Genomic DNA, 24,179 nt, shown 5'->3' on the forward strand with positions numbered 1-24,179 from the left:
GGGTCTAGCCTCTTTCATCTGGGCGGGTGCCGGGCACCCGCGGTAAACGTTCGTCGAGCAGCCGGTGCAGTGCGCTGCCCTCTGGCCAGTTGCGCAGGAAGCGCGCACGGTCGCGGGCATAGGCGCGGGCGAAGCTCGCTTCTCGCGAGTGGCGCTGCATGGCATCGAGGTCGATCAACGACCATTGCCCGCCTTCGCCCTGCTCCTGCCAGAACAGGTTGTGCCCCTTCAGGTCGCCGTGGCTGATGCGCTCGCGCACCAGCGCCGCGAACAGTCTGTCCAGGGCCGCAAGATCCGATTCCGGCGGCAGGCCGCCCCCCTCCGGATGATCCAGGTAGGGTTTGAAACGAGCGATTATATCCTGACCCGCCAGGTAATCGGTAATCAGGAAGGCCGGGCCCCGCAGCCACAGCCAGCGCCGCTCGATCACCGCCAGCGGCTTGGGCGTGGCGATGCCGAGGAAGTCCAGGCGGTTGCCCTCGCGCCAGGAAGCCCAGGCGCGACTAGGGCGCCAGAAGCGCTTGAACCAGTGCAGCAGGTTCTTGATGTTGTAGCGCTTGACCACCAGGGGCCGACCATTGAGCTCCACGCGGGCGACAGTGGCAGCGCCGCCGGTCTTGTAGATGTGTCCGCGATCTATGTAGGAATCCGGCTCGGCCAGCAGCGGCTGCAGCCCTTCCTCTTCCTCGCGGCGCACCGCCCGCAGGCCGAACGGCCCCTTGAATACGCTGAACAGGCTGCAGTCGCGGGCGATCTTCTTCATCAGGTCGCCGACGCGCCAGCGTCGAACCCTGGCGATTTCCTTCTGCAGGGCTTCCAGCGGCAGGGCGTGCTCACCATTGGCCAGCAGGTAGTGGATCAGCAACTCTTCCAGATACGGATCGAGGCTCGCCGGCAGCTGGGCGAAGAACACCCCGAGGTTTTCCAGAACATGCTTGCGCGACAGCGGCTGGCCGGGGGTTTCCGCGCGGATGCCGGCGCCATCGATCAGGTACAGCCTGCCGGCGTGACGCAGCAGGTTGTCCAGGTGCAGGTCTTCCTGCCACAGGCCCTTGGCGTGCAGCTGGGCGATGGCCGTGAGCGCCTCGGCGATGACGGCGGTCTGGCCGTCGGACAGCAGCGGCTCGCCTTCCACCGCGCGCCAGGCATCCCAGAGGCTCTCCGCGTTATCGAGGAACTCGAAGAGCAGCCAGCCGCCCTCGCCGTCCTTCAGACCATCGGCCAGCAACTGCGGCGTGGTCAGGCCCTGCTCGGCGAGCAGGCGCACGCCCTCGCGTTCGCGCTGGAAATGGCGCGCGGCCTTGCCGCCGACCAGCAGTTTGGCCAGCACCGGTTGGCCGCGCCAATTGGCCGCACCGACGTAGCGCTGGCCGGGCAATACGCGCAGCAGGCTGTCCAGGCGCAGTTCGGCCGGGCCGGCGCCGTCTTCCAGCTCGATGCGCAGGGGCAGCGCTGGAGTGCGGCCGGCATCGCGCAGGGCGGACAGCCTCATGCGCGGTTTTCCTTCTTCTTGCGGCGCGCGCCCAGGCGGCGGTACCAGTCGTCCACTTCAGGGCCGGTGGACGAGGTGCCCAGGTAGGCCGCCAGCAGGTTGCGCACATCGGTCTCGTTCCAGTCCGGCGCGCGGCGCAGCAGCGGCTCGAGGTCGCGCACGCGGTCGCGCTGGCCGAACCACAGCGGGCGGGTCTTCTCCAGGTCGATCAGGGTCGCCTCGTAGGCGTCATCGGTTTCGCGCAGGAAGATGTGCTTGGGGTAGAAGCAGCCATGCATCTGCCCCGCTTCGTGCAGGCGGCGGGCGAGCATGCCGCAGGCGCGCAGGATGGCCTGCCGACGCTCGGCAGGCAGGTTCGACCAGCCCTGCAGCAGGCTGTCCAGGTCACGCCAGCCGTCCAGGGCGCGGGTCATCAGGATCGCGCGGCGCTCGCCGCCAACCTGCCGCGCGCCGAAGAAGGCCGCCTGCATCGAGGGAATACCGAGTTGGTGGTAGCGCTGGATATTGCGGAACTCGCGACTGAAGGTCGGCTCGCCCATGGGTTTGCGGACGCTGCGGGTCAGGTGGTTGCTCTGGCGCTTGAGGTAATAGGCGGTGCCGTCCAGCTCCAGCCGATAGACGCTGCTCCAGCCACCGCGCTCGGTATTGGGCTCGTCCACGGCGTCCAGCTGCAGGGCCCAGAGGGCGTCGAAATCGGCCAGGGCGTTGCTTTCCAGCAGGGCCTGATCGCCCTCGGCAATGAAATCCTTCACTCGCGTCCCTCGAAGAAATGGACGATCTGTCGGACACGCTTCTTATCCGACGCGTTCAGTCGCTCGCGGCGCCGGTACAGCAGGTAGAACTGCAGGCGCTGCGTATAGGAGAGGTGGTACTTGGCGACCTTGTCGAGGGTGGCCAGGTCCTTGGTGATGCGGTAGCGCAGCATGAAGCTGATCCAGAAATCGCCGATCGGGCAGTCGATGAAGTACACCGTGCCCTCCTTGTCCACCAGGATGTTGCGCCACTTCAGGTCGTTGTGGGTGAAGTGGTGGTCATGCATGGTCCGGGTGTAGCCGGCCAGCTGACGCATGACGTGCTCGACCCAGGCGCGATCCTTCAGGCGCGGATCGTTCTGCTTGGCCAGGGCATGCAGGTCCTCGGTGCCGACCAGCTCGCGGGTGATGATCGCGCCACGGGAGAAGCCGCCGTTGATGCGCTCCAGTCCGTAGGCCACCACCTGTGCGGTGGGAATGCCCCACTTGCCGAACTGCTTGAGGTTCTGCCATTCGGCCTTCACCCGCGGGCGCGGCAGATAGCGGCGCAAACCCTTGCCCGGCTTGCGGTAGCGCTTGACGTAATAGCGCACGCCGTCGCGTTCGATGCGCACGACGTCCGACATTGCATCCTTGGTGATGCGCTCGCCTTCGATGGCGAACACGGCATCCAGGCTGCCGAAATCGGCGGCGAGATGCTGGTAGTCGGCTTCGAGTACCCAGCCGGCCATCAGAGCAGGTCTCCGTAACGTTGTTTGCGGTCGTAGAGCTTCGCCGCCTTGCGCTCCATCCACGCCAGCAGCGCCGCTTCCTCACGGAGGATGTCACGCAGCGGGCGCTGGAAGTAACCGCGCAGGAAGCGCAATTTGTCACGGCGCGTAAGGCCGATGTCCAGCGCGGAGAAGTACAGCGCCGCCAGGTCCTTGTCGCGCCAGCGGCGTGGGGTAGCGGTGCGGGTCTGGGCACGGTGCAGGTCGATGACCGACAAGCGAAGGTCATCGGCGCTGATCGGGCGGTCGGTGTGCAGCAGGAAGTGGCAGATGTAGCAGTCGCGGTGGTTGACCCCGGCGCGATGCATGGTGCCCACCATCTTCGCCACCTCGGCGATCAGCGCGCGCTTCAGGCGTGGCTCGGGCGGCGTCTGCAGCCAGTCCAGCGAGAGGACTTCCAGGTCGGTGGTCGGCGCCAGCTCCTCGGTGATGATGAAGGAGTGCTGCGCGGCCGGATTGCCGCCACGCTCGCCGTAGGCTACCGAGGTCATGGTCGCCACGCCGGCCTGGTGCAGGCGCTCCAGGGCGCGCTGTTCCTGGCCCGCACCCAGCACCGGAAGCTTGGCGCTGAACAGGTTCTTGACGATCTCGCCCCAGCCGATGCCGCGGTGGATCTTCACGAAATAACCGCGCCCTTCGACTTCAGTGCGCAGCGTGCGGCGGCCCTCCAGCTCGCGGTAGACCTTGCCCTGCAGGCGTTCGACTTCGGCGAACGGGTCCTTGCCGGCCCAGAGGGTCTTGAAGGGCTCGTGCAGTTCGAGCTTCATGCGCGCTCCCGCAGGATCAGGTCGGCGGCGTGCTGCGGCATGCTGTAGAGATCGGCGGTCTCGGCAAAGGCCAGGCCATTGCGCCCCCACTGCCCACGCGCCGCGTCATCCTCCAGCATGTCCTTGAGCAGGGCGTTCAGGCGCTCCTGCTCGAAGGGCGACGGCACCACGCGCCCGGCTTTCGCCTCGTCGATGTAGTGTGCGTAGCCGCAGACGTCGGTAACCAGCACCGGCAGGCCCGCGACCAGCGCTTCCAGCAGCACGGTACCGGTGTTCTCGTTGTAGGCCGGATGGATCAGCAGGTCGGCGCCCAGCAGGAAACGCGGGATATCGCTGCGCCCCTTGAGGATCTGTACGTTGTCCGACAGACCCAGCGCCTTCACCTGCAGCAGGAACGGCTTGGGATCGTCCTGGCCGATGGCGATCAGCCGGGTGCGCTTGCGCAAGCTGCGCGGCAGCGCGGCCAGCGCCTTGAGGCTGCGGTCCAGGCCCTTGGTCTTGAAACCGGAGCCGATCTGCACCAGCAGCAGGTCGTCGTCAGCCAGCTTGAACTCGCGGCGGAAATCGGCGCGGATCTCGGCGGCGTTGGCCGGCGCGCGGCGGTCCTGGGCGATGCCCGGCGGCAGCAGATGGAAGCGTGCCTCGGGGGTGCGGTAATGCTTGATGAACAGCGGTTGCTGGACTTCGGAGATCATCAGGATCTCGGTCTTGGACTCCGGCGCAAACACCGCACGCTCGTAATCGGCGAAGTGCTTGTAGCGGCCCCAGCGACGGTAGAAGGCATTGCGCAAGGTCTGCGCCTTGTCCTCGAAGCAACCGTCGGCGGCGTAGTAGACGTCCAGGCCGGGCATCTTGTTGAAGCCGATCACCCGGTCCACCGGCGAGCGCGCGAGGTCCGCCGCCAGCCACGCGCTGAATTTCTCGTTGCGGCGATGGTTGAACAGCGACTTCACCGGCGCCACGCGCACGTCGAAGCCGGGCGGCACCTCGCCTTCCCAGATCGGCGTGTAGACGCGGATGGAGTGGCCGCGCTGCTGGCATTCCAGGGCAATGCGCATGAAATCGCGCTGCAGCCCGCCGAACGGGAAGTATTTGTAGAGGACGAAAGCCAGGGTCATCGAAGCGTCTCCGGGGCCAGCAGCAGTGCCTCCAGTTGTATCGCCACGCGCTGCGGGTTGAGTCGCGTGAAGCACAGGGGCTGTTCATGCCGCAGGTCGAACTGGCGCTTGTCTTCGGCCGTCGGCTGGTAGGTGCAGGTCTTCTGCAGGCAAGGCGCGCAAGGCCAGTCGCTGGCCAGGTGCACCTGCGAATGCCCGTAGGCGCCGGTCAGACCGGGATTGGTCGGGCCGAACAGCGACAGCGTCGGCACGTCCAGAGCGGCGGCCAAGTGGCCGAGCCCGGTGTCGACCGCCACGCAGGCGGATGCGCCGGCCAGGACCTTGGCCATGCCCGCGAGGCTTAATCTGGGGAGCACCGAGGCGTTTTCCAAGCCATCGGCCAGCCGTTCGGCTCGCTGCCGCTCGGCCTCGTTACCCCAGGGAAGGCGAACCTGCCAGCCGCGCTCACCCATGCGCTGCGCCAGCTCGCGCCAGTAGACCTCGGGCCAGTGCTTGGTCACCCAGGTGGTGCCGTGGAGGAAGACCAGGTAAGGCTCGGTCTCCACCGAATCCAGCAGGCGACTGCGGTCCAGGCCGTAGTCACCGGTGGCGGTGGGCAGCGGGTAGTCCAGCGCCTGGGCGAACAGCTGGCGCACGCGCTCGACGGCGTGCTGGCCCCAGGCGACCGGATAGGTACGGTTATAGAAGCGGCTGGCGGCCGGCTCGCGGGCTGACTGCTTGTCCAGCCCGGCGATCGGCGTGCGACGGCGCGCATAGCGGGTCAGCCAGGCGCTCTTGAGCAGGCCCTGGGCGTCGATCACCAGGTCGTAGTCGACTTCCTTCAGGCGGCGCTTGAAGCGACTCCATTCACCGCTCCTGAGGGTCTGCCAGAGGTTCTTGCGCCAGCGGCGGATTGCCACCGGGATCACCTGGGCCACGGCCGGGTGCCAAGCGGGGATCTCGGCGAAGCCCTCCTCCACCACCCAGTCGAACTGGATGCCGGGAATGGCGCGGGCGGCGTCGGTCAACGCCGGCAGGGTGTGGATGACATCGCCCAGGGACGAAGTCTTGATCAGCAGGACCCTCATTCAGCGCTTTCCACATCCACCGGGTCGGCGACCAGTCGGTCCAGCGCTTCGAGCACCGGGCGCGGCTTCAGCTCGCGCAGGCAGTTGTAGTGGCCGAAGCGGCACACGCGGTCGAAACAGGGGCTGCATTCCAGGCCCAGGCGGACAATCTCCACGGCATCAGCCAGCGGCGGGGTGAACTGCGGCGAGGTGGAGCCGTAGACCGCCACCAGCGGGCGGTTCAGCGCAGCGGCCACGTGCATCAGGCCGGAGTCGTTGGTGACCACGGCACTGGCGCAGGACATCAGGTCGATGGCTTCGGACAGGGCGGTCTCGCCAGCGAGATTGACCGATTCCTCGCGCAGGCCTGGAATCAGGCGCATGCGGATGTCTTCGCCGCCGGGATGGTCGTTCTTCGAGCCGAAGATCCACACTTGCCAGCCGGCGCGGATCTTCACTTCGGCGACCTTGGCGTAATACTCCGCCGGCCAACGCTTGGCCTCACCGAACTCGGCGCCGGGGCACAGCGCCAGCACCGGGCGGTCCAGGCTCAGGCCGAACTTGGCCAGCGCGGCCTCGCGGCTCTGCGGGTCGATGGACAGACGCGGCTGTGGATAAGGCTGCGGCAGCTCGACGCCCGGTTCGTAGGCCAGGGCCATGAAGCGCTCGATCATCAGCGGGTAGCGTTCTTTATCCAGCGTGCGGATGTCGTTGAGCAGACCGTAGCGCATCTCGCCTTTCCAGCCGGTGCGCCTGGGGATACCGGCGAAATACGGCACCAGCGCCGACTTGAGCGAATTGGGCAAGAGGATCGCCTGGTCGTACTGGCCCTTGAGGGACTTGCCGATGCGCCGGCGCGAGGCGATGTCCAGCACGCCGTGGCCGAGCGGGAAGCTCAGGGCCTGGCGCACCTCGGGCATGCGCTCGAGGATCGGCCGGCTCCAGTCGGGCGCCAGCACGTCGATCACGCAATCCGGATGCTGCTGCTTCAGACACTGGAAGAGTGTCTGCGCCATCACCATGTCACCCACCCAGGAGGGGCCTACGATCAGAATTCTCATGCCTTTTCCGAAAAACGACCGGGGAGGCTCTCGCCTCCCCGTATTCCATTCATCCAGTCGTGCGGCAGGTGCCGTCACGAGCGGGTGCCGAGCATCGAATGCCGGCAGTCTAGCCCAGCGAGCCTTGCGGCCGGGCGGATTTCGTCACTCCCTGTGACCTGGCGCAATGGCATCACGCGCCCCATTCCTGACATCTCTTTAGCCCCGCAAACAACCGACAGCGCGACCCGCTCCGGCGATCATCATCCGCCGGATGCGGCTCCATCGTTCAAAAGCCCTGGGAGGAAATCGCAGCGAGTCAGGTCAGCTCCAAGGCCTTCCACATCTGCATCACCATGCGCCTTTCTGCATGGAAGTGGTCGCCGCTCACCACGCCCGGCTGCTTCTGCAGGGACAATCGGTGCGCCGCCGCCCGGTAGGCCTTGTAGGCGTCCTGCAGATTCAGGACATTCTCGCCGGACATCAACCCGACCCGCTCCAGCGCTTCCAGAATGCGGATATTGTCGGTGAACTCCACCAGCTCCGGGTGTTTCCACGACCAGGCCAGGGCCGCGTATTGCACCATAAATTCGATATCGACGATACCACCGGCATCCTGCTTGAGATCGAACGGGGCCGCGGCCTCGAAGGCATTTGGCGCCGTGCCGGCAGCCGTGGTCGACGTGCCGAGGTTGTCGCGCATCTTCGCGCGCATCTCGCTGACTTCCTTGCGCAACTCGGCCAGGTCGCGCTGCTGACCGAGGACTTTGGCGCGGATCGCTTCGAACGCCCCCGCAACCCGCTTGCAGCCGGCGAGCACGCGGGCGCGCACCAGCGCCTGGTGCTCCCAGGTCCAGGCCTCACCCAGCTGGTAGGCCTCGAAGGCGCGCAGCGAGCTGACCAGCAGGCCGGAAGCGCCGCTCGGACGCAAGCGCATGTCCACTTCGTAGAGCATGCCCGAGGGCGTCTGCGCGGTGAGGAAGTGGATGATCTTCTGCCCCAGACGCGTGTAGAACTGCGCGCCGTCGATGGGCTTGGCGCCATCGGTTTCGCACTGCGGGTCGCCGTCGTGGATGAACACCAGGTCAAGGTCCGAGCCGTGGCCCAGCTCCAGGCCGCCGGACTTGCCGTAGCCGATGATGATGAAGTCCGGTTCGCAGGGCGTGCCGTCGACGCGGGTCGGCCGACCGTGGCGCTGCACCAGCTGGTCCCAGGTCAGGCTCAGCACCTGCTCGAGGATCGCTTCGGCCAGCCAGGTCAGGTAGTCGCTGACCTTCATCAGCGGCAAGGTGCCGGCGATTTCCGACGCCACCACCCGCAGGGCGTGGGCCAGCTTGAAGTGGCGCAGGGTTTCCATCTGCTGCTCGAGGTCGTCCACGGGGATGCGCATCAGCCGCTCGCGCAGCTCGGCGCCCAGTTCGGTAGCCTGCGGCGGACGGAACAGCCGCCCTTCATTCAATAGCTCGTCGAGCAGAATCGGGAAGCGGGCGATCTGCTCGGCCACCATCGGGCTGGCCGCGCAGAGCGTCAGCAGGCGCTCCAGAGCGCCGGGGTTTTCGGTGAGCAGCACGAGATAGGCCGAACGCCGCGCCACCGCCTCGATCAGCGGCAGCACGCGCTCCAGCAGCACGTCCGCCGGACCGCGCTCGGCGATCATGTTCAGCAGGCGCGGCATGAAGGCGTCCAGCCGTTCGCGCCCGAGCCGCTGCATGGCACGCACCTGCGTTCCGTGGCGCAGATCGGTCAGGCGCTTCCAGGCCTGCGCCGGCTCGGCGAACCCGGCGTCGGCGAACTGCCGGCAGGCGGACTCCTCATCGACCGCCTCCTCCCACAGCGGGATCCACTCGCCACCGATGGTGGTATCCACCTGGCCATCTTCGTCCTCGTCAGGGTCGGCGATGACCTGGCGGAAATGCCAGTCGATACGATCGCGCCACTGGTTGGTGGCCTGGTGGAAGGCCGACCAGTTGGCGAAGCCCATGATGAAGGCCACGCGGATACGCTCGAACTCGTCCTCCGGCAGCATCTGCGTCTGCCGGTCGGCGATGGCCTGCAGCGCGTGCTCGGCGTAGCGCAGGAACTCGTAGCCTTCGCGCAGCTCGGCGACCACCTGCGGCGGCAGGTAGCCCTGCCCTTCCAGGATCGCCAGCACGCGCAGCAGTGGCCGCTGCTGCAGGCTGAGGTCACGGCCACCATGGATCAGCTGGAAGGCCTGGGCGATGAACTCGACCTCACGGATGCCGCCGGCGCCGAGCTTGATGTTCTCGCTCATGCCCTTGCGCCGGACTTCCTGCTGGATCAGCTGCTTCATGGTGCGCAGCGCTTCGATGGCAGAGAAGTCCAGGTAGCGGCGGTAAACGAACGGACGCAGCAGCTCCAGCAGGCGCTGGCCGGCCTCCTGGTCGCCGCCGACCACGCGGGCCTTGATCATCGCGTAGCGTTCCCAATCGCGCCCCTGGTCCTGGTAGTACTGCTCCAGCGCGGCAAAGCTGTGCACCAGCGGGCCGCTGGAGCCGTAGGGGCGCAGGCGCATGTCGACGCGGAAGGCGAAGCCCTCGACAGTGATGGCGTCCAGCGACTTGATCAGCTTCTGCCCCAGGCGGGTGAAGAACTCCTGGTTATCCAGCGCGCGCTTGGCGCCCTGGGTCTCACCGCCTTCGGGGTAGCCGAAGATCAGGTCGATGTCGGAGGACAGGTTCAGCTCGCCCGCCCCCAGCTTGCCCATGCCCAGCACGATCAGCTTCTGCGGCAGGCCCGAGCGGTTGCCGATCGGCACGCCGAACTGCTGGCAATGGCGCTGGTAGAGCCAGGCCAGGGATTGGTCGATGCAGGCGTCGGCAAGGTCCGACAGGTCGCGGCAGGTACCGGCCAGGTCGCTGCGGCGGGTCAGGTCGCGCCAGATGATGCGCACCTGCTGGCGTCGGCGGAAGCGACGCAGGCGGCGGCCCAGTTCGTCTTCGTCGGCGCAGTCGGCGAGCAGTGCTTCCAGCTGGACGCCCATCTCGCCGGGTTGCAGAGCACGCTCCAGTTCACCGGTCGCGGCCAGCGCCAAAAGAAAGGCAGGATCGCGCTGGACCTGTTCGGCGACGAAATCACTGCCGGCGGTGACGCGGGCGAAATCGGCATGCCGCTCGTCGGACCAGGCTTGGAAGCTTTCAATCTGCTCGGCAGAAAGCGCGGCGATGGCGGTGCGGAAATTCTGCTCAGCGCGCTCGGCGAGAGGCTTGAGAGTAGCCGGCAAAGCGGCCAGGGACGGCAGGCTCATGGTCTATCCTGAGTGGTCGGCGAGGCGCCGGCATTCCTGTCTTTTCGCGCCCCTGTAGTTTTACTACTAACTTTTTCTGGCAGAGGGATGTATCCGCCGGCGATTTGTAGTAAAACTACAACCCGCCGGGCGTACCCCCGGAGCACTTCCAAGAATTCGCCGCGTCGCCCACGAGGTTGGCGCAGCTATCGGCAACGATCTACTGGCTTCCGATTCTGGAAGCCTTTCCGCCCTGGAGCAAGCCATGCAAGACCTCGATCCCGTCGAAACCCAGGAATGGCTGGACGCCCTGGAATCGGTCCTGGACCGTGAAGGTGAAGACCGCGCCCATTACCTGATGACCCGCATGGGCGAGCTGGCCAGCCGGTCCGGCACCCAACTGCCCTACGCCATCACCACGCCTTACCGCAACAGCATCCCGGTGACCCACGAAGCGCGCATGCCCGGCGACCTGTTCATGGAACGCCGCATCCGCTCCCTGGTGCGCTGGAACGCCCTGGCGATGGTGATGAAGGCCAACAAGAACGACCCGGATCTGGGTGGCCACATCTCCTCCTTCGCCTCCTCGGCGACCCTGTATGACGTTGGCTTCAACTACTTCTTCCAGGCCCCGACCGAAGAACACGGCGGCGACCTGGTGTTCTTCCAGGGCCACGCCTCCCCCGGCGTCTACGCCCGCGCCTTCCTCGAAGGCCGCATCAGCGAAGACCAGCTGAACAACTTCCGCCAGGAAGTGGACGGCAACGGCCTGTCTTCCTACCCGCACCCCTGGCTGATGCCGGACTTCTGGCAGTTCCCGACCGTCTCCATGGGTCTGGGCCCGATCCAGGCGATCTACCAGGCGCGCTTCATGAAGTACCTGGAAAGCCGCGGCTTCATCCCCGCCGGCAAGCAGAAGGTCTGGTGCTTCATGGGCGACGGCGAGTGCGACGAGCCCGAATCCCTGGGCGCGATCTCCCTGGCCGGCCGCGAGAAGCTGGACAACCTGATCTTCGTCATCAACTGCAACCTGCAGCGCCTCGACGGCCCGGTTCGCGGCAACGGCAAGATCATCCAGGAACTCGAGGGCGTGTTCCGTGGCGCCGAGTGGAACGTCAACAAGGTGGTCTGGGGTCGCTTCTGGGACCCGCTGTTCGCCAAGGACACTGCCGGCCTGCTGCAAGCGCGCATGGACGAGGTCATCGACGGCGAGTACCAGAACTACAAGGCCAAGGACGGCGCCTACGTGCGCGAGCACTTCTTCGGTGCGCGTCCCGAGCTGCTGGAGATGGTCAAGGACCTCTCCGACGAAGAGATCTGGAAACTCAACCGCGGCGGCCACGACCCCTACAAGGTCTATGCGGCCTACCACCAGGCGGTCAACCACAAGGGCCAGCCAACCGTGATCCTGGCCAAGACCATCAAGGGCTACGGTACCGGTTCGGGCGAAGCGAAGAATATCGCGCACAACGTCAAGAAGGTCGACGTCGAGTCCCTGAAGTCGTTCCGCGACAAGTTCGACATCCCGATCAAGGATGCCGACCTGGAAAACCTGCCGTTCTACCGCCCCGAAGAAGGCAGCGCCGAAGCCAAGTACCTGGCTTCCCGCCGTGCCGCGCTGGGCGGCGTGATGCCGGTTCGCCGCGAGAAGAGCTTCCAGGTCCCGGTTCCCCCGCTGGAAACCCTCAAGGCCATGCTCGACGGCTCGGGCGACCGCGAAATCTCCACCACCATGGCCTTCGTGCGGATCATCTCGCAGCTGGTCAAGGACAAGGAACTCGGCCCGCGCATCGTCCCGATCGTGCCGGACGAAGCCCGCACCTTCGGTATGGAAGGCATGTTCCGCCAGCTGGGCATCTACTCCTCCGTCGGCCAGCTGTACGAGCCGGTGGATAAGGACCAGGTGATGTTCTACCGCGAGGACAAGAAAGGTCAGATCCTCGAGGAAGGCATCAACGAAGCCGGCGCCATGTCCAGCTGGATCGCCGCGGGTACCTCGTACTCCACGCACAACCAGCCGATGCTGCCGTTCTACATCTTCTATTCGATGTTCGGCTTCCAGCGCATCGGCGACCTGGCCTGGGCCGCTGGCGACAGCCGCGCGCACGGCTTCCTGATCGGCGGCACCGCCGGCCGTACCACCCTGAACGGTGAAGGCCTGCAGCACGAAGACGGTCACAGCCACCTGCTGGCGGCGACCATCCCGAACTGCCGCACCTACGATCCGACCTATGCCTACGAGCTGGCGGTGATCATCCGCGAAGGCTCGCGCCAGATGATCGAAGAGCAGCAGGACATCTTCTATTACATCACCGTGATGAACGAGAACTACGTCCAGCCGGCCATGCCCAAGGGCGCCGAGGAAGGCATCATCAAGGGCATGTACCTCCTCGAGGAGGACAAGAAGGACGCCGCGCACCACGTGCAGCTGCTGGGCTCGGGCACCATCCTGCGCGAAGTCGAAGCCGCCGCGAAGATCCTGCGCGAAGACTTCGGCATCGGCGCCGACGTCTGGTCCGTTCCGAGCTTCAACGAACTGCGCCGCGACGGCCTGGCCGTGGAGCGCTGGAACCGCCTGCACCCGGGGCAGAAGCCCAAGCAGAGCTATGTCGAAGAGTGCCTGTCCGGCCGCAAGGGCCCGGTCATCGCCTCCACCGACTACATGAAGCTCTATGCCGAGCAGATCCGTCAGTGGGTTCCGAGCAAGGAATACAAGGTCCTGGGCACCGACGGCTTCGGCCGCAGCGACAGCCGCCGCAAGCTGCGCGACTTCTTCGAAGTCGACCGCCACTGGGTCGTGCTGGCTGCGCTGGAAGCCCTGGCCGATCGTGGTGATATCGAACCCAAGGTCGTGGCGGAAGCCATCGCCAAGTTCGGCATCAACCCCGAAAAACGCAACCCGCTGGACTGCTGAGGAGAGGCACGATGAGCGAACTGATTCGTGTACCCGACATCGGCAATGGCCAGGGTGAAGTCATCGAACTGCTGGTCAAGGTCGGCGACACCGTCGAGGCCGACCAGAGCCTGCTGACCCTGGAATCCGACAAGGCCAGCATGGAAATCCCCTCGCCGAAAGCCGGCGTGGTGAAGAGCCTGAAGGTCAAGGTGGGCGACACCCTGAAGGAAGGCGACGAGATCCTCGAGCTGGAAGTCGAGGGTGGTTCGGCTGCCGCCGAAGCGCCCAAGGCCGAAGCACCGGCTCCGGCCGTCGAGGCACCGAAGGCAGAGGCTCCGGCCGCTGCCCCGGCGCCGGCTGCCGCGCCTGCCGCTGGCGCCAGCGTCCAGGACATCCATGTCCCGGACATCGGCTCCGCCGGCAAGGCCAACGTCATCGAAGTCATGGTGAAAGCCGGCGACACGGTCGAAGCCGACCAGTCGCTGATCACCCTGGAATCGGACAAGGCCAGCATGGAAATCCCCTCGCCGGCTTCCGGCGTGGTGGAGAGCGTGTCGATCAAGGTCGGTGACGAAGTCGGCACCGGCGACCTGATCCTCAAGCTCAAGGTCGCGGGCGCTGCTGCCCCGGCCGCTGCGCAAGCTCCGGCTGCTGCTCCGGCTCCGGCCGCTGCTCCTGCCGCCGCCCCCGCGCCGGCCGCCGCAGCGCCGGGCAAAGTTTCTGCAGCCGCCCCCGAGGCCGCTCCGGTGGGTGCGCCCAGCCGTGACGGTACCAAGGTTCACGCAGGCCCCGCCGTGCGCATGGTTGCCCGCGAGTTCGGCGTCGAACTGGCCGAAGTGAAAGGCACCGGCCCGAAAGGTCGCATCCTCAAGGAAGACGTGCAGGCGTTCGTCAAGGAACAGCTGCAACGTGCCAAGTCCGGCTCGGCTGCGGGCGCTACCGGTGGCGCAGGCATCCCGCCGATTCCGGAAGTCGACTTCAGCAAGTTCGGCGAAGTGGAAGAAGTGGCAATGACCCGCCTGATGCAGGTCGGCGCCGCCAACCTGCACCGCAGCTGGCTGAACGTGCCGCACGTGACCCAGTTCGACTCGGCCGACATCACCGAGATGGAAGCCTTCCGCGTGGCTCAGAAAGCCGTCGCGGAGAAGGCCGGCGTCAAGCTGACCGTGCTGCCGATCCTGCTGAAAGCCTGCGCCCACCTGCTCAAGGAAATGCCGGACTTCAACAGCTCCCTGGCCCCGAGCGGCAAGGCGCTGATCCGCAAGAAGTACGTGCACATCGGCTTCGCCGTGGACACCCCGGACGGTCTGCTGGTCCCGGTGATCAAGAACGTCGACCAGAAGAGCCTCCTGCAGCTCGCCGCCGAAGCCGCCGAACTGGCCGAGAAAGCGCGCACCAAGAAGCTCTCCGCCGACGCCATGCAGGGCGCCTGCTTCACCATCTCCAGCCTCGGCCACATTGGCGGCACCGGCTTCACGCCGATCGTCAACGCGCCGGAAGTGGCGATCCTGGGTGTCAGCAAGGCGACCATGCAGCCGGTGTGGGACGGCAAGGCCTTCCAGCCGCGCCTGATGCTGCCGCTGTCGCTGTCCTACGATCACCGCGTGATCAACGGGGCGGCCGCCGCGCGCTACACCAAGCGCCTGTCGGACCTGCTGGGTGATATCCGCACCCTGCTGCTGTAAGTGTTGTAGAAGGCCGGCCCTGCGCCGGCCTTTCCTCTCGACGAGCACGCCACGCTCGTTCTCTCCAGCCCTGCCGGATGGCGGGGCTTCTTTTTGTCAGGACCGGCGGTCACGCCCGGCTCCTGCCCCTGGCTCAACTTCCCTCTGTGACGGCCGATACAGTCTTGGCTTGTCATGGCCCCGTGCCTCATGCAAATCTTGCCAACGCCCATAGAAGTCGGGCGGGGCCATGTACCTCGTCCAGCACCCTGGAAATCCACCGCGAATGAAGAGTCATCCCGATGCCGCCAGCCGTCAGGCGGCCGAGGTTGTCACGCAGCTTCCCGTCCCCTCCAGGCTCGGGATGTTGCGCTTCGAGCGCCTGAATGAACCCAGCTGGACCCTGCTGTTCCTCGACCCCGGCTGCGAACGCCAGATCGGCGTGCCGGCCCAGGACCTCTGCGGCATCCTCGACGCCCCCTATGCCAGCCTGATGGAGCCCGAAGCGCGCCATCGCCTGCACGAACAGGTTCAGCAGCAGTTGCTCAAGGACGGCCGCTACCGGGTGCGCTACCTGCTCCACTCGCCGCGCGGCACGCTGAACGTGCTGGAGGTCGGCGAGAGCTTCCAGCAGCACGGTCGCCAGCTGCTCCACGGCTACATCCTGCAGGACGAGGGCGACGAGCAGAGCGGCGAGCTGGACCCGCGCCTGCTGGACCTGGAAGCACAGAACATCCGCCTGAAGATGTCCCTGGAGATGTACCAGCGCTCCCAGGACGAACACCTGCAGCACCTGGTGCGCTCGCGCACCCAGCAAAACCTGATCGTCCGCCTGGCGCGGCACCGCTACCTGTCCAGCGACCCGCTGCTCGAAGCTGCCCAGTTGATCGCCCAGGCCGCCTGCGAGGCCTACGACGTGGCCCGCGCCGGCATCTGGCGCCTGCACGCGGATCATCGGCTGGAGGCGGTGACCATCTACCGCCGCGACATCGACCAGTACGAAAAGCCGCAGGACATCGACGCCAGCAACTTTCCCAACTACCTCGACGCGGTCCACAGCGGCCGTGCCATCGACGCCCACAACGCCCAGCAGGACCCGCGCACCCAGGAACTGGCCAAGCGCTACCTGCGCCCGCAGGGCATCAGCGCCATGCTCGACGCCACCATCCGCGTGGGCGGCGAGGTGGTCGGCGTGCTCTGCCTGGAGCACGTTGGCGAAGTGCGCATGTGGCAGAGCGACGAGATCGCCTTTGCCGGCGAGCTGGCCGACCAGTATGCCCAGGTCCTGATGAACCACGAGCGGCGCAACGTTTCCAGCGCCCTGCACCTGTTCCAGCGCGCTGTCGAGCAGAGCGCCAGCGCCTTCCTGCTGATCGACCGCGACGGCTTGGTGGAGTACGTCAACCCGAGCTTCACCGCGATCACCCAGTACGGCGCCGACGAAGTGCGCGGCCGCCGCCTGCCGGAGCTGCCGGCACTGGCCAATCTCAGCGAGCTGCTGTTCGACGCGCGCTCCACCCTGGTCACGCAGAACAGCTGGCAGGGCGAGTTCCGCAGCCGGCGCAAGAACCTCGAGCCCTACTGGGGCCAGCTTTCGCTGTCCAAGGTCTACGACGACAAGGGCGAGCTGACCCACTACATCGGCATCTACGAAGACATCACCCAGAGCAAGCTGGCCCAGCAGCACATCGAGAAGCTCGCCTACCGCGACAACCTCACGGGCCTGGCCAACCGGCACTTCTTCATCAACGCCCTGGAAGAGCGCCTGCAGGTAGGCAGCGAACACTCGCTGAGCCTGCTGCTGGTGGACATCGACAACTTCAAGCGGATCAACGACAGCCTCGGCCACCAGACCGGCGACAAGCTGCTGGCCAACCTTGCCCGCCGCCTGCGTAGCAGCCTGAGCGACAGCGCCACCCTGGCGCGCTTCGCCAGCAACGAATTCGCCGTGCTGCTGGAGGAGTCCGTGGCTGGGCGTGGCGAGAAGATCGCCGCGCAGATTCTCGATGTGCTCGACAAACCGCTGTTCGTCGACAACCAGCTGATCAGCATCACCGGCTCGGTCGGCATCGCCTACGCGCCACAGCACGGCCAGGACCCGCAGACCCTGATGAAACACGCCGGTCTCGCGCTGCACAAGGCCAAGGCCAACGGCAAGCACCAGGTACAGACCTTCACCGAGGCGATGACCGCCGAGGCCAGCTACAAGCTGTTCGTAGAGAGCAACCTGCGCCGCGCGCTGGTGCAGGACGAGCTGGCGGTGCATTACCAGCCCAAGCTGTGCCTGCGCAGCGGCGCACTGCTCGGCCTGGAAGCGTTGCTGCGCTGGCAGCACCCGGAAAAGGGCATGATCCGGCCGGACCAGTTCATCAGCGTCGCCGAGGAAACCGGGCTGATCATCCCCATCGGCAAATGGGTGATCCGCCAGGCCTGCCGCCAGGTGCGCGAGCTCGCCGCCAAGGGCCTTGGCGAGCTGCACATGGCAATCAACCTGTCACCCAAGCAGTTCAGCGACCCCGATCTCGTCGGCTCCATCGCCGCGATCCTCCATGAGGAAAGCATCCCGGCCTCGCAGCTGGAGCTTGAACTCACCGAAAGCCTGCTGCTGGACGCCACCGACGACACCCGCCAGCAGCTGGAGCGCCTGAAGAGCCTCGGCCTGACCCTGGCCATGGACGACTTCGGCACCGGCTATTCGTCGCTGAGCTACCTGAAGAAGTTCCCCATCGACGTGATCAAGATCGATCGCAGTTTCATCAAGGACATCCCGGACAACCAGGACGACATGGAAATCACCTCGGCGGTGATCGCCATGGCCCACAACCTCAAGCTGCAGGTGGTCGCCGAAGGCGTCGAGACCGCCGCCCAGCTGGCGTTCCTGCGGCGCAACCGCTGCGACATCGGCCAGGGCTACCTGTTCGACAAGCCCATCCCCAGCCACGATCTCTCCTCCAGCCTGCAGCGCTACCCCTGCCGTCCGCACTGAGCCGCTCTGGCGCGGCGTGCCCGCAGCCATGCCCGCAACCCCGCTCAAACATCCCGCAAAGCGAATCAAACGCTGTAATCTTCGGCGAGTACCCGAGTCTATTGCCGCCCCCATTCCGAGGAGACGAATGCCATGACCCTGCGCTCGCAAATACTTGCCCACAAGCTGGAACTGCCCAGCTCCGCCCAGGCCCTGCCGGGACGCGAGAGCCCCATGCCGGTGCCCGAAGCGCATTACGTCAATGGCCGCCCCCTGACCGCGCCCTTCCCCGCTGGCGTGCAGCAGATCGTTGTCGGCCTGGGCTGCTTCTGGGGCGCCGAGCGGCGCTTCTGGCAACAGCCTGGCGTGTGGGTCACCGCGGTGGGCTACGCGGGCGGCTTCACGCCGAACCCGACCTACGACGAAGTCTGCTCCGGCCTGACCGGCCACAGCGAAGTGGTGCTGGTGGCGTACGATCCGCGCGAAACCAGCATCGAGGCGCTGCTCAAGGTGTTCTGGGAATCCCATGACCCGACCCAGGGCATGCGCCAGGGCAACGACACCGGCACCCAGTACCGCTCGGTGATCTACTGGTTCGACCAGGCACAGAAAGCCGCCATCGACGCAAGCCGCGCGGCCTTCCAGAAGGAACTGAGCGCCAAGGGCTACGGCGAGATCACCACGGAAATCCGCGAAGTGCCGCCGTTCTACTACGCCGAGGCTTACCACCAGCAGTACCTGGCGAAGAACCCCAACGGCTACTGCGGCCTGGGCGGCACGGGCGTTTGCCTGCCGGCGTGAAGCTTCGCCGAGCGCACCACGAAAAAGCCCCGGCACTGCCGGGGCTTTCTTCATTCGGCGATCAGCCAGTCCACCTGGCTGCTGCCTTCGCTCTGCGCCAAGGTCTCGGCTAACCAGGGCAACAGACCGCGCAGCTCTTCGTCCAGCGGCCATGGCGGGTTGGCAATCACCAGCCCGGATCCGTTCAGGCGATCTGCCGTATCGGCCGGGTGCACACACAGCTCCACGCGCAGCAGCTTCGGCGCCGAGCTTTTCTCCAGACGCTGGTAGAAGCGCTTGAGCTGGCGGCGGTCCTTGATCGGGTACCAGATCGCGACCACGGTCTGGCGCATGCGGCCGATGGCTTCGTCCAGCGCGGTCACGCAGCGCTCCAGGTCGTCGGGCTGTTCGAAAGGCGGGTCGATCAGCAGCACGCCGCGCTTCTCGGGAACGGGCAGGAAAGCACGGGGCAGCAGCCAGCCGTCGCCCTGGTGCACCGCGATGCGGCGCTCGCCGGCCATGTTGGCCTTGAGCAGGCGACCATCTTCCGGGTGCAGCTCGTTGAGCATCACCCGGTCCTGCGGGCGGGTCAGGCGGCGCCCCAGCTCCGGCGAACCAGGGTAGAACTCCAGGCCGCCATCGGGATTCAGCGCGCTGACGACGCCCAGGTAGTCCTGCAGCAGCTCCGGCAGGTCATCGCGCCCATACAGGCGGCCAATGCCCGACTCCCACTCGCCGGTGCGGCTGGCTTCGTCGCCCAGCAGGTCGTACAGGCCGATGCCGGAATGGCTGTCGAGGTAGGCGAAGGGCGTGTCCTTGCGCGCCATCAGCGCGAAGATGCGGGCGAGGACGATGTGTTTCAGCACGTCGGCATGGTTGCCGGCGTGGTAGGCATGGCGGTAGTTCATGGATAGCGGACTCCTCAAGGCGCGCAGTTTAGGTCCTGCGGCGGGTACGGTGCGAGTCCGCCGTGACCGGGGCCTGCCGGGAGGCCGGGCGTTTTAGCCCTTTATCACGCTCATGGATGATTCTGTGCGCGCTTCATTCACCAGACTAGACTGCGCCGATTCCCACGGAGGTCGATCCATGTCCGAGACCCTGCTCAGCTCCCGCAACCTCGCTTTCGAACTCTACGAAGTGCTCGACGCGCAGGCCCTGACCCGGCGCGAACGCTTCGCCGACCACAACCGCGAGACCTTCGACGCCGCGCTGGCCACCGCCCGGGGCATCGCCGAGGAGCTGTTCGCCCCGCACAACCGCAAGAACGACGAGAACGAACCGCAGTACGTCGATGGCGGCGCGGTGCTCATCCCGGAAGTGAAGCCGGCGGTGGACGCCTTCAACGAGGCCGGTTTCCAGAACGCCTCGCGCAGCTTCGAACAGGGCGGCATGCAGCTGCCGCACCTGCTGTCGCGCGCCTGCTTCGCGCACTTCCAGTCGGCCAACATCGCCACTTCGTCCTACCCGATGCTGAGCATGGGCGCCAGCCACCTGATCGAAACCTTCGGCAACGAAGAACAGAAGCGCCTGTTCCTGCAGCCGATGATCGAGGGCCGCTGGTTCGGCACCATGGCCCTGACCGAGCCCCACGCCGGCTCGTCCCTGGCCGACATCCGCACCCGCGCGGAACCGGCCGCCGACGGCAGCTATCGTATCCGCGGCAACAAGATCTTCATCTCTGGCGGCGACCACCCATTGTCGGACAACATCGTCCACATGGTGCTGGCCAAGCTGCCGGACGCCCCGCCGGGCGTGAAGGGCATCAGCCTGTTCATCGTGCCGAAGTTCCTGGTCAACGCCGACGGCTCCCTCGGCGAGCGTAACGACGTGACCCTGGCCGGCCTGTTCCACAAGATGGGCTGGCGCGGCACCACGTCCACCGCGCTGAACTTTGGTGACAAGGGCGATTGCGTCGGCTACCTGGTGGGCAAGCCGCACCACGGCCTGGCCTACATGTTCCAGATGATGAACGAGGCGCGCATCGGCGTCGGAATGGGCGCGATCATGCTCGGCTACGCCGGCTACCTGTACTCCCTGGAATACGCCCGCGAGCGCCCGCAGGGCCGCCCGGTGGACGCCAAGGACCCGAACTCCGCGCCGGTGGCCATCGTCCAGCACACCGACGTCAAGCGCATGCTGCTGACCCAGAAGGCCTATGTCGAAGGCGCCTTCGACCTCGGCCTGTACGCCGCGCGCCTGGTGGATGATTGCGAAACGCTGGCCACCGAGGACGAGCGCAAGCAGGCCCACGAACTGCTCGACCTGCTCACCCCGATCGTCAAATCCTGGCCCTCGGAGTTCTGCCTGAAGGCCAACGAACTGGCGATCCAGATCCTCGGTGGCCACGGTTATACCCGCGAGTATCCGGTGGAGCAGTACTACCGCGACAACCGCCTGAATCCGATCCACGAAGGCACCCACGGTATCCAGTCGCTGGACCTGCTGGGCCGCAAACTGGCGCAGAACAACGGCGCCGGCCTCAAGCAACTGACCCGCCTGATCAGCCTGTGCTGCGAACGCGCCGGCGCGCACCCGTCGCTGGACAAACTGCGCGAACCGGTCGAGCAACTGATGGCGCGCCTGTCGGCCACCACCCTGAGCCTGCTCGGCGACCTGATGCAGGGCCGTGTCGCCCAGGGCCTGGCCAACTCCGCGCTGTACCTGAAGGTCTTCGGCCACGCCGTGATCGGCTGGCGCTGGCTGGAGCAGGCGATTCGCGCCGAGGAAGGCCTCGCCCTGATCCAGAAGGGCAGCGGCAACGCCGCCGACAGCGACTTCTACCACGGCAAATTGCAGGCCGCGCGCTACTTCCTGACCTGGGAAGTGCCGGCCTGCCACCACGACCTGACGCTGCTCGAAGCCCGCGACGACACCTGTTCCACCATGCAGGACGCCTGGTTCTAGGTCCCCGCATGTTTCTTGCGCCCCGGTCACGTCCGGGGCTTTTTTATGCCTGTGGAAAATTTCAGCTCCGACAGGGATGCAGCAGAACGCCGAATGAATTGAAGGAAGTTTCAGACAACAACAGCTGACCAGGCTGACAGCAAAGCCGGGGCAATTGCCGTTGAATGGCGCCCGCGCAACTTTTTCGTCTTCATGACCATGGCCATTCACCCCTTCTTCCTCAGCTTTGCTTCACGCCGTTGTCTGCATCTTTTCCCGCTGCTCGCCGTCACCGCGGCGCTGGGCTGCGTGCTCGCACTGTTCAATACCGGTCCAGCCGATGCCCTGCCCAACAGCAACGCGCAAAGCACTCCGACGTCCTCGCTGAGTTCTGCGCCCATCTTCACCGACCCCGGCGCAGAAGCCTGGCAGCACGCCGACGACTATCTGCAGAGCATCGACAAGGCCATGTCCAACGGACTTGAAGTCCTGCGCGGCGGTGATGGCAAGTCGATCGCAGCGCAGAGCCGCTACTTCAATGCCCTGGTCAACGCCGGCTACGCCCAGTTCGGCTCGTCCTACTACGACCCGCTGGGCAGTTGCGGCGTCGCCGGCAGCTCGGCCCGCCATCTGTGGCACACACAGGTCCGCGCCATCAGCGGCGAGGCGAACATCGCCGGCGAAGTGAGCAGGGCCCGCACCACCTTGCAGCGCGACCGCCAGGCCTGCCTCGATGCCGTCCGGCTCCCCCTGGACGAGGCCGTCCCGTGGGCACCCGGCGAACTGGCTTCGCTGGCCCTGGCCCCCAGCTGGTCTTCCAGCGGCGCCTGGCCGCAAAGCGCCGGCGAAACGCCCGCAACAAACCTTTGACAGCCTTGTAAATCCGCAGGTTAGAATCGATTGGCATGCGGCCTGCATCCTGATCCTCGAGTAGCGTCGCCACTCCCCCATTCCCCAGGAGGTCGACACCTTGGATGCCGTGGCCATCAACAGCTATTTCCTGATCGCTGCGGTGCTGATCGGCATGAGCATCCTGGTCAGCTCGCTGTCCTCGCGCCTGGGCATCCCGATCCTGGTCATCTTCCTCGCCGTGGGCATGGTCGCGGGCACCGACGGCCCCGGCGGCATCGGCTTCTCGAACTACCCCATGGCGTACCTGGTGGGCAACCTGGCGCTGGCGGTGATCCTGCTGGACGGCGGTTTGCGCACCCGCGTGTCGAGCTTCCGCGTGGCGCTCTGGCCGGCGCTGTCGCTGGCCACCGCCGGGGTACTGATCACCGCCGGGCTGACCGGCATCGCCGCTGCCTGGCTGTTCAAGCTGAGCTGGATGGAGGGGCTGTTGATCGGCGCCATCGTCGGCTCCACCGACGCCGCGGCGGTGTTCTCGCTGCTGGGCGGCAAGGGCCTGAACGAACGGGTCACCGCCACCCTGGAAATCGAATCGGGCAGCAACGACCCCATGGCGGTGTTCCTCACCGTCACCCTGATCGACATGCTCGCCCACGGCGAGAGCGGCGTGAGCTGGAGCTTCCTCTGGCATTTCCTGCGCGAGTTCGGCATCGGTTCGGTGCTCGGCCTGGGCGGTGGCTGGCTGCTGCTGCAGGTGATCAACCGCATTCACCTCGCCAACGGCCTCTATCCGCTGCTGGCGATCAGCGGCGGCCTGCTGATCTTCGCCCTGGCCAACGCCGTGCACGGCAGCGGCATCCTCGCCATCTACCTGTGCGGCCTGGTGCTGGGCAACCAGCCGATCCGCTCGCGCCACGGCATCATGCACATGCTCGACGGCATGGCCTGGCTGGCGCAGATCGGCATGTTCCTGGTGCTGGGCCTGCTGGTCACGCCCCACGACCTCTGGCCCATCGCCCTGCCTGCCCTTGGCCTTGCACTGTGGATGATCCTCTTCGCCCGCCCGCTGTCGGTGCTGGTCGGCCTGTTCCCGTTCCGCGCCTTCCATGGCCGCGAGAAGGCCTTCATCGCCTGGGTCGGCCTGCGCGGCGCGGTGCCGATCATCCTCGCGGTATTCCCGCTGATGGCCGGGCTGCCCAATGCCCAGCTGTTCTTCAACGTGGCCTTCTTCATCGTGCTGGTCTCGCTGCTGGTACAGGGCACCAGCCTGCCCTGGGCCGCCAAACTGCTGCGCGTGGTGGTGCCGCCGGACCCGGCGCCGATCTCCCGCGCCGGCCTGGAAGTCCACCCGACCAGCGAATGGGAACTGTTCGTCTACCACCTGAGCAAGGAAAAGTGGTGCATCGGCGCCGCCTTGCGTGAGCTGAAGATGCCCGAGGGCACCCGTATCGCCGCGCTGTTCCGCGGCACCCAACTGCTGCACCCGTCCGGCAGTACCATTCTCGAGGCCGACGACATCCTCTGCGTGATCGGTCACGAGCATGACCTCTCCGCGCTGGGCAAGCTGTTCAGCCAGGCGCCGGACCGCGGCCTGAGCGCGCGCTTCTTCGGCGACTTCGTCCTCGAGGGCGACGCCCAGCTCTCCGCCGTGGCCTCGCTCTATGGCCTGAAACTCGAAGGCGTGGACGGCGAGCAGAACCTGGGCCGCTTCATCGCCCACGAAATCGGCGGGCAGGCGATCATCGGCGACCAGGTGGAATGGAACGGCCTGACCTGGACCGTGGCCGCCCTGGACGGGAACAAGATCCGCAAGGTCGGGGTCAAATTCCCGGAAGGCCGTCCCGGCCCTGGCCTGTTCCTCTGACCGCCCACCAGCACCCGCTTGCGGGTGCCGGCCTGCCAGCACTACCCTC

At 66.3% G+C, this 24,179-nt stretch carries 16 protein-coding genes; 7 read left to right on the plus strand and 9 right to left on the minus strand.

Going from position 1 to position 24,179, the window contains the following annotated elements; translation table 11 throughout:
- Window positions 1-4: 4 nt before the first annotated feature.
- The 8 genes from MJ122_RS19850 to glnE form a co-directional block, all read right to left on the minus strand.
- Window positions 5-1,492, minus strand: a complete 1,488-nt coding sequence (locus MJ122_RS19850; RefSeq protein WP_239745792.1) for a lipopolysaccharide kinase InaA family protein — start codon at window positions 1,490-1,492, stop codon at window positions 5-7.
- A complete protein-coding gene (locus MJ122_RS19855) occupies window positions 1,489-2,244 on the minus strand; it encodes a lipopolysaccharide kinase InaA family protein (RefSeq protein ID WP_088416127.1) in 756 nt (251 codons plus the stop codon). Before MJ122_RS19855 ends, MJ122_RS19850 begins: the two co-directional genes overlap by 4 nt.
- Window positions 2,241-2,975 (minus strand): lipopolysaccharide kinase InaA family protein, encoded by a 735-nt coding sequence (locus MJ122_RS19860; RefSeq protein ID WP_239745793.1) that lies wholly within the window; start codon window positions 2,973-2,975, stop codon window positions 2,241-2,243. Before MJ122_RS19860 ends, MJ122_RS19855 begins: the two co-directional genes overlap by 4 nt.
- Window positions 2,975-3,781 (minus strand): lipopolysaccharide core heptose(I) kinase RfaP, encoded by an 807-nt coding sequence (gene rfaP, locus MJ122_RS19865; RefSeq protein WP_239745794.1) that lies wholly within the window; start codon window positions 3,779-3,781, stop codon window positions 2,975-2,977. Before rfaP ends, MJ122_RS19860 begins: the two co-directional genes overlap by 1 nt.
- Complete coding sequence (locus tag MJ122_RS19870; protein ID WP_088416124.1) at window positions 3,778-4,899, minus strand: glycosyltransferase family 4 protein; 1,122 nt, start codon at window positions 4,897-4,899, stop codon at window positions 3,778-3,780. The genes rfaP and MJ122_RS19870 overlap by 4 nt, the downstream gene beginning before the upstream one ends.
- Complete coding sequence (gene waaC, locus MJ122_RS19875) at window positions 4,896-5,966, minus strand: lipopolysaccharide heptosyltransferase I (RefSeq protein WP_088416123.1); 1,071 nt, start codon at window positions 5,964-5,966, stop codon at window positions 4,896-4,898. Before waaC ends, MJ122_RS19870 begins: the two co-directional genes overlap by 4 nt.
- A complete protein-coding gene (waaF, locus tag MJ122_RS19880) occupies window positions 5,963-7,006 on the minus strand; it encodes a lipopolysaccharide heptosyltransferase II (RefSeq protein ID WP_026079205.1) in 1,044 nt (347 codons plus the stop codon). The genes waaC and waaF overlap by 4 nt, the downstream gene beginning before the upstream one ends.
- Window positions 7,007-7,304: 298 nt before the next feature.
- The gene (glnE, locus tag MJ122_RS19885; protein ID WP_239745795.1) at window positions 7,305-10,250 is read right to left on the minus strand and encodes a bifunctional [glutamate--ammonia ligase]-adenylyl-L-tyrosine phosphorylase/[glutamate--ammonia-ligase] adenylyltransferase; all 2,946 of its coding nucleotides are present in this window, start codon (window positions 10,248-10,250) and stop codon (window positions 7,305-7,307) included.
- Window positions 10,251-10,494: 244 nt separating this feature from the next.
- Between glnE and aceE the strand changes: the two genes are divergently transcribed.
- The 4 genes from aceE to msrA all read left to right on the plus strand — a co-directional run bounded on the left by aceE (window position 10,495) and on the right by msrA (window position 18,555).
- Window positions 10,495-13,143: a pyruvate dehydrogenase (acetyl-transferring), homodimeric type gene (gene aceE, locus MJ122_RS19890; protein WP_088416120.1), complete on the plus strand. Its 2,649-nt coding sequence runs from the start codon at window positions 10,495-10,497 to the stop codon at window positions 13,141-13,143.
- An 11-nt stretch (window positions 13,144-13,154) separates the two neighbouring features.
- Window positions 13,155-14,810, plus strand: a complete 1,656-nt coding sequence (gene aceF / locus MJ122_RS19895) for a dihydrolipoyllysine-residue acetyltransferase (RefSeq protein WP_239745796.1) — start codon at window positions 13,155-13,157, stop codon at window positions 14,808-14,810.
- Window positions 14,811-15,075: 265 nt separating this feature from the next.
- A complete protein-coding gene (locus MJ122_RS19900; protein WP_239745797.1) occupies window positions 15,076-17,775 on the plus strand; it encodes an EAL domain-containing protein in 2,700 nt (899 codons plus the stop codon).
- A gap of 132 nt (window positions 17,776-17,907) precedes the next feature.
- Window positions 17,908-18,555: a peptide-methionine (S)-S-oxide reductase MsrA gene (gene msrA, locus MJ122_RS19905; RefSeq protein WP_017520467.1), complete on the plus strand. Its 648-nt coding sequence runs from the start codon at window positions 17,908-17,910 to the stop codon at window positions 18,553-18,555.
- A gap of 50 nt (window positions 18,556-18,605) precedes the next feature.
- Here msrA and MJ122_RS19910 read toward each other — a convergent pair whose 3' ends face one another.
- Window positions 18,606-19,442, minus strand: a complete 837-nt coding sequence (locus tag MJ122_RS19910; protein ID WP_239745798.1) for a 23S rRNA (adenine(2030)-N(6))-methyltransferase RlmJ — start codon at window positions 19,440-19,442, stop codon at window positions 18,606-18,608.
- 178 nt (window positions 19,443-19,620) lie between these two features.
- On the opposite strand from MJ122_RS19910, the gene MJ122_RS19915 reads away from it, so the two are divergent.
- The 3 genes from MJ122_RS19915 to MJ122_RS19925 all read left to right on the plus strand — a co-directional run bounded on the left by MJ122_RS19915 (window position 19,621) and on the right by MJ122_RS19925 (window position 24,130).
- On the plus strand, window positions 19,621-21,438 hold the full coding sequence (locus MJ122_RS19915; RefSeq protein ID WP_239745799.1) for an acyl-CoA dehydrogenase: 1,818 nt from the start codon (window positions 19,621-19,623) through the stop codon (window positions 21,436-21,438).
- Window positions 21,439-21,636: 198 nt separating this feature from the next.
- Window positions 21,637-22,287 carry a hypothetical protein gene (locus MJ122_RS19920; RefSeq protein ID WP_239745800.1) on the plus strand — a complete coding sequence of 217 codons (651 nt, stop codon included), beginning with the start codon at window positions 21,637-21,639 and terminating at the stop codon, window positions 22,285-22,287.
- 100 nt (window positions 22,288-22,387) lie between these two features.
- Window positions 22,388-24,130 (plus strand): potassium/proton antiporter, encoded by a 1,743-nt coding sequence (locus MJ122_RS19925; protein WP_017520471.1) that lies wholly within the window; start codon window positions 22,388-22,390, stop codon window positions 24,128-24,130.
- The last annotated feature ends 49 nt before the right edge of the window (window positions 24,131-24,179 follow it).

The sequence above is a fragment of the Pseudomonas sp. DP-17 genome (assembly GCF_022380625.1).
In the GTDB taxonomy this organism is placed as follows: domain Bacteria; phylum Pseudomonadota; class Gammaproteobacteria; order Pseudomonadales; family Pseudomonadaceae; genus Pseudomonas; species Pseudomonas nitroreducens_A.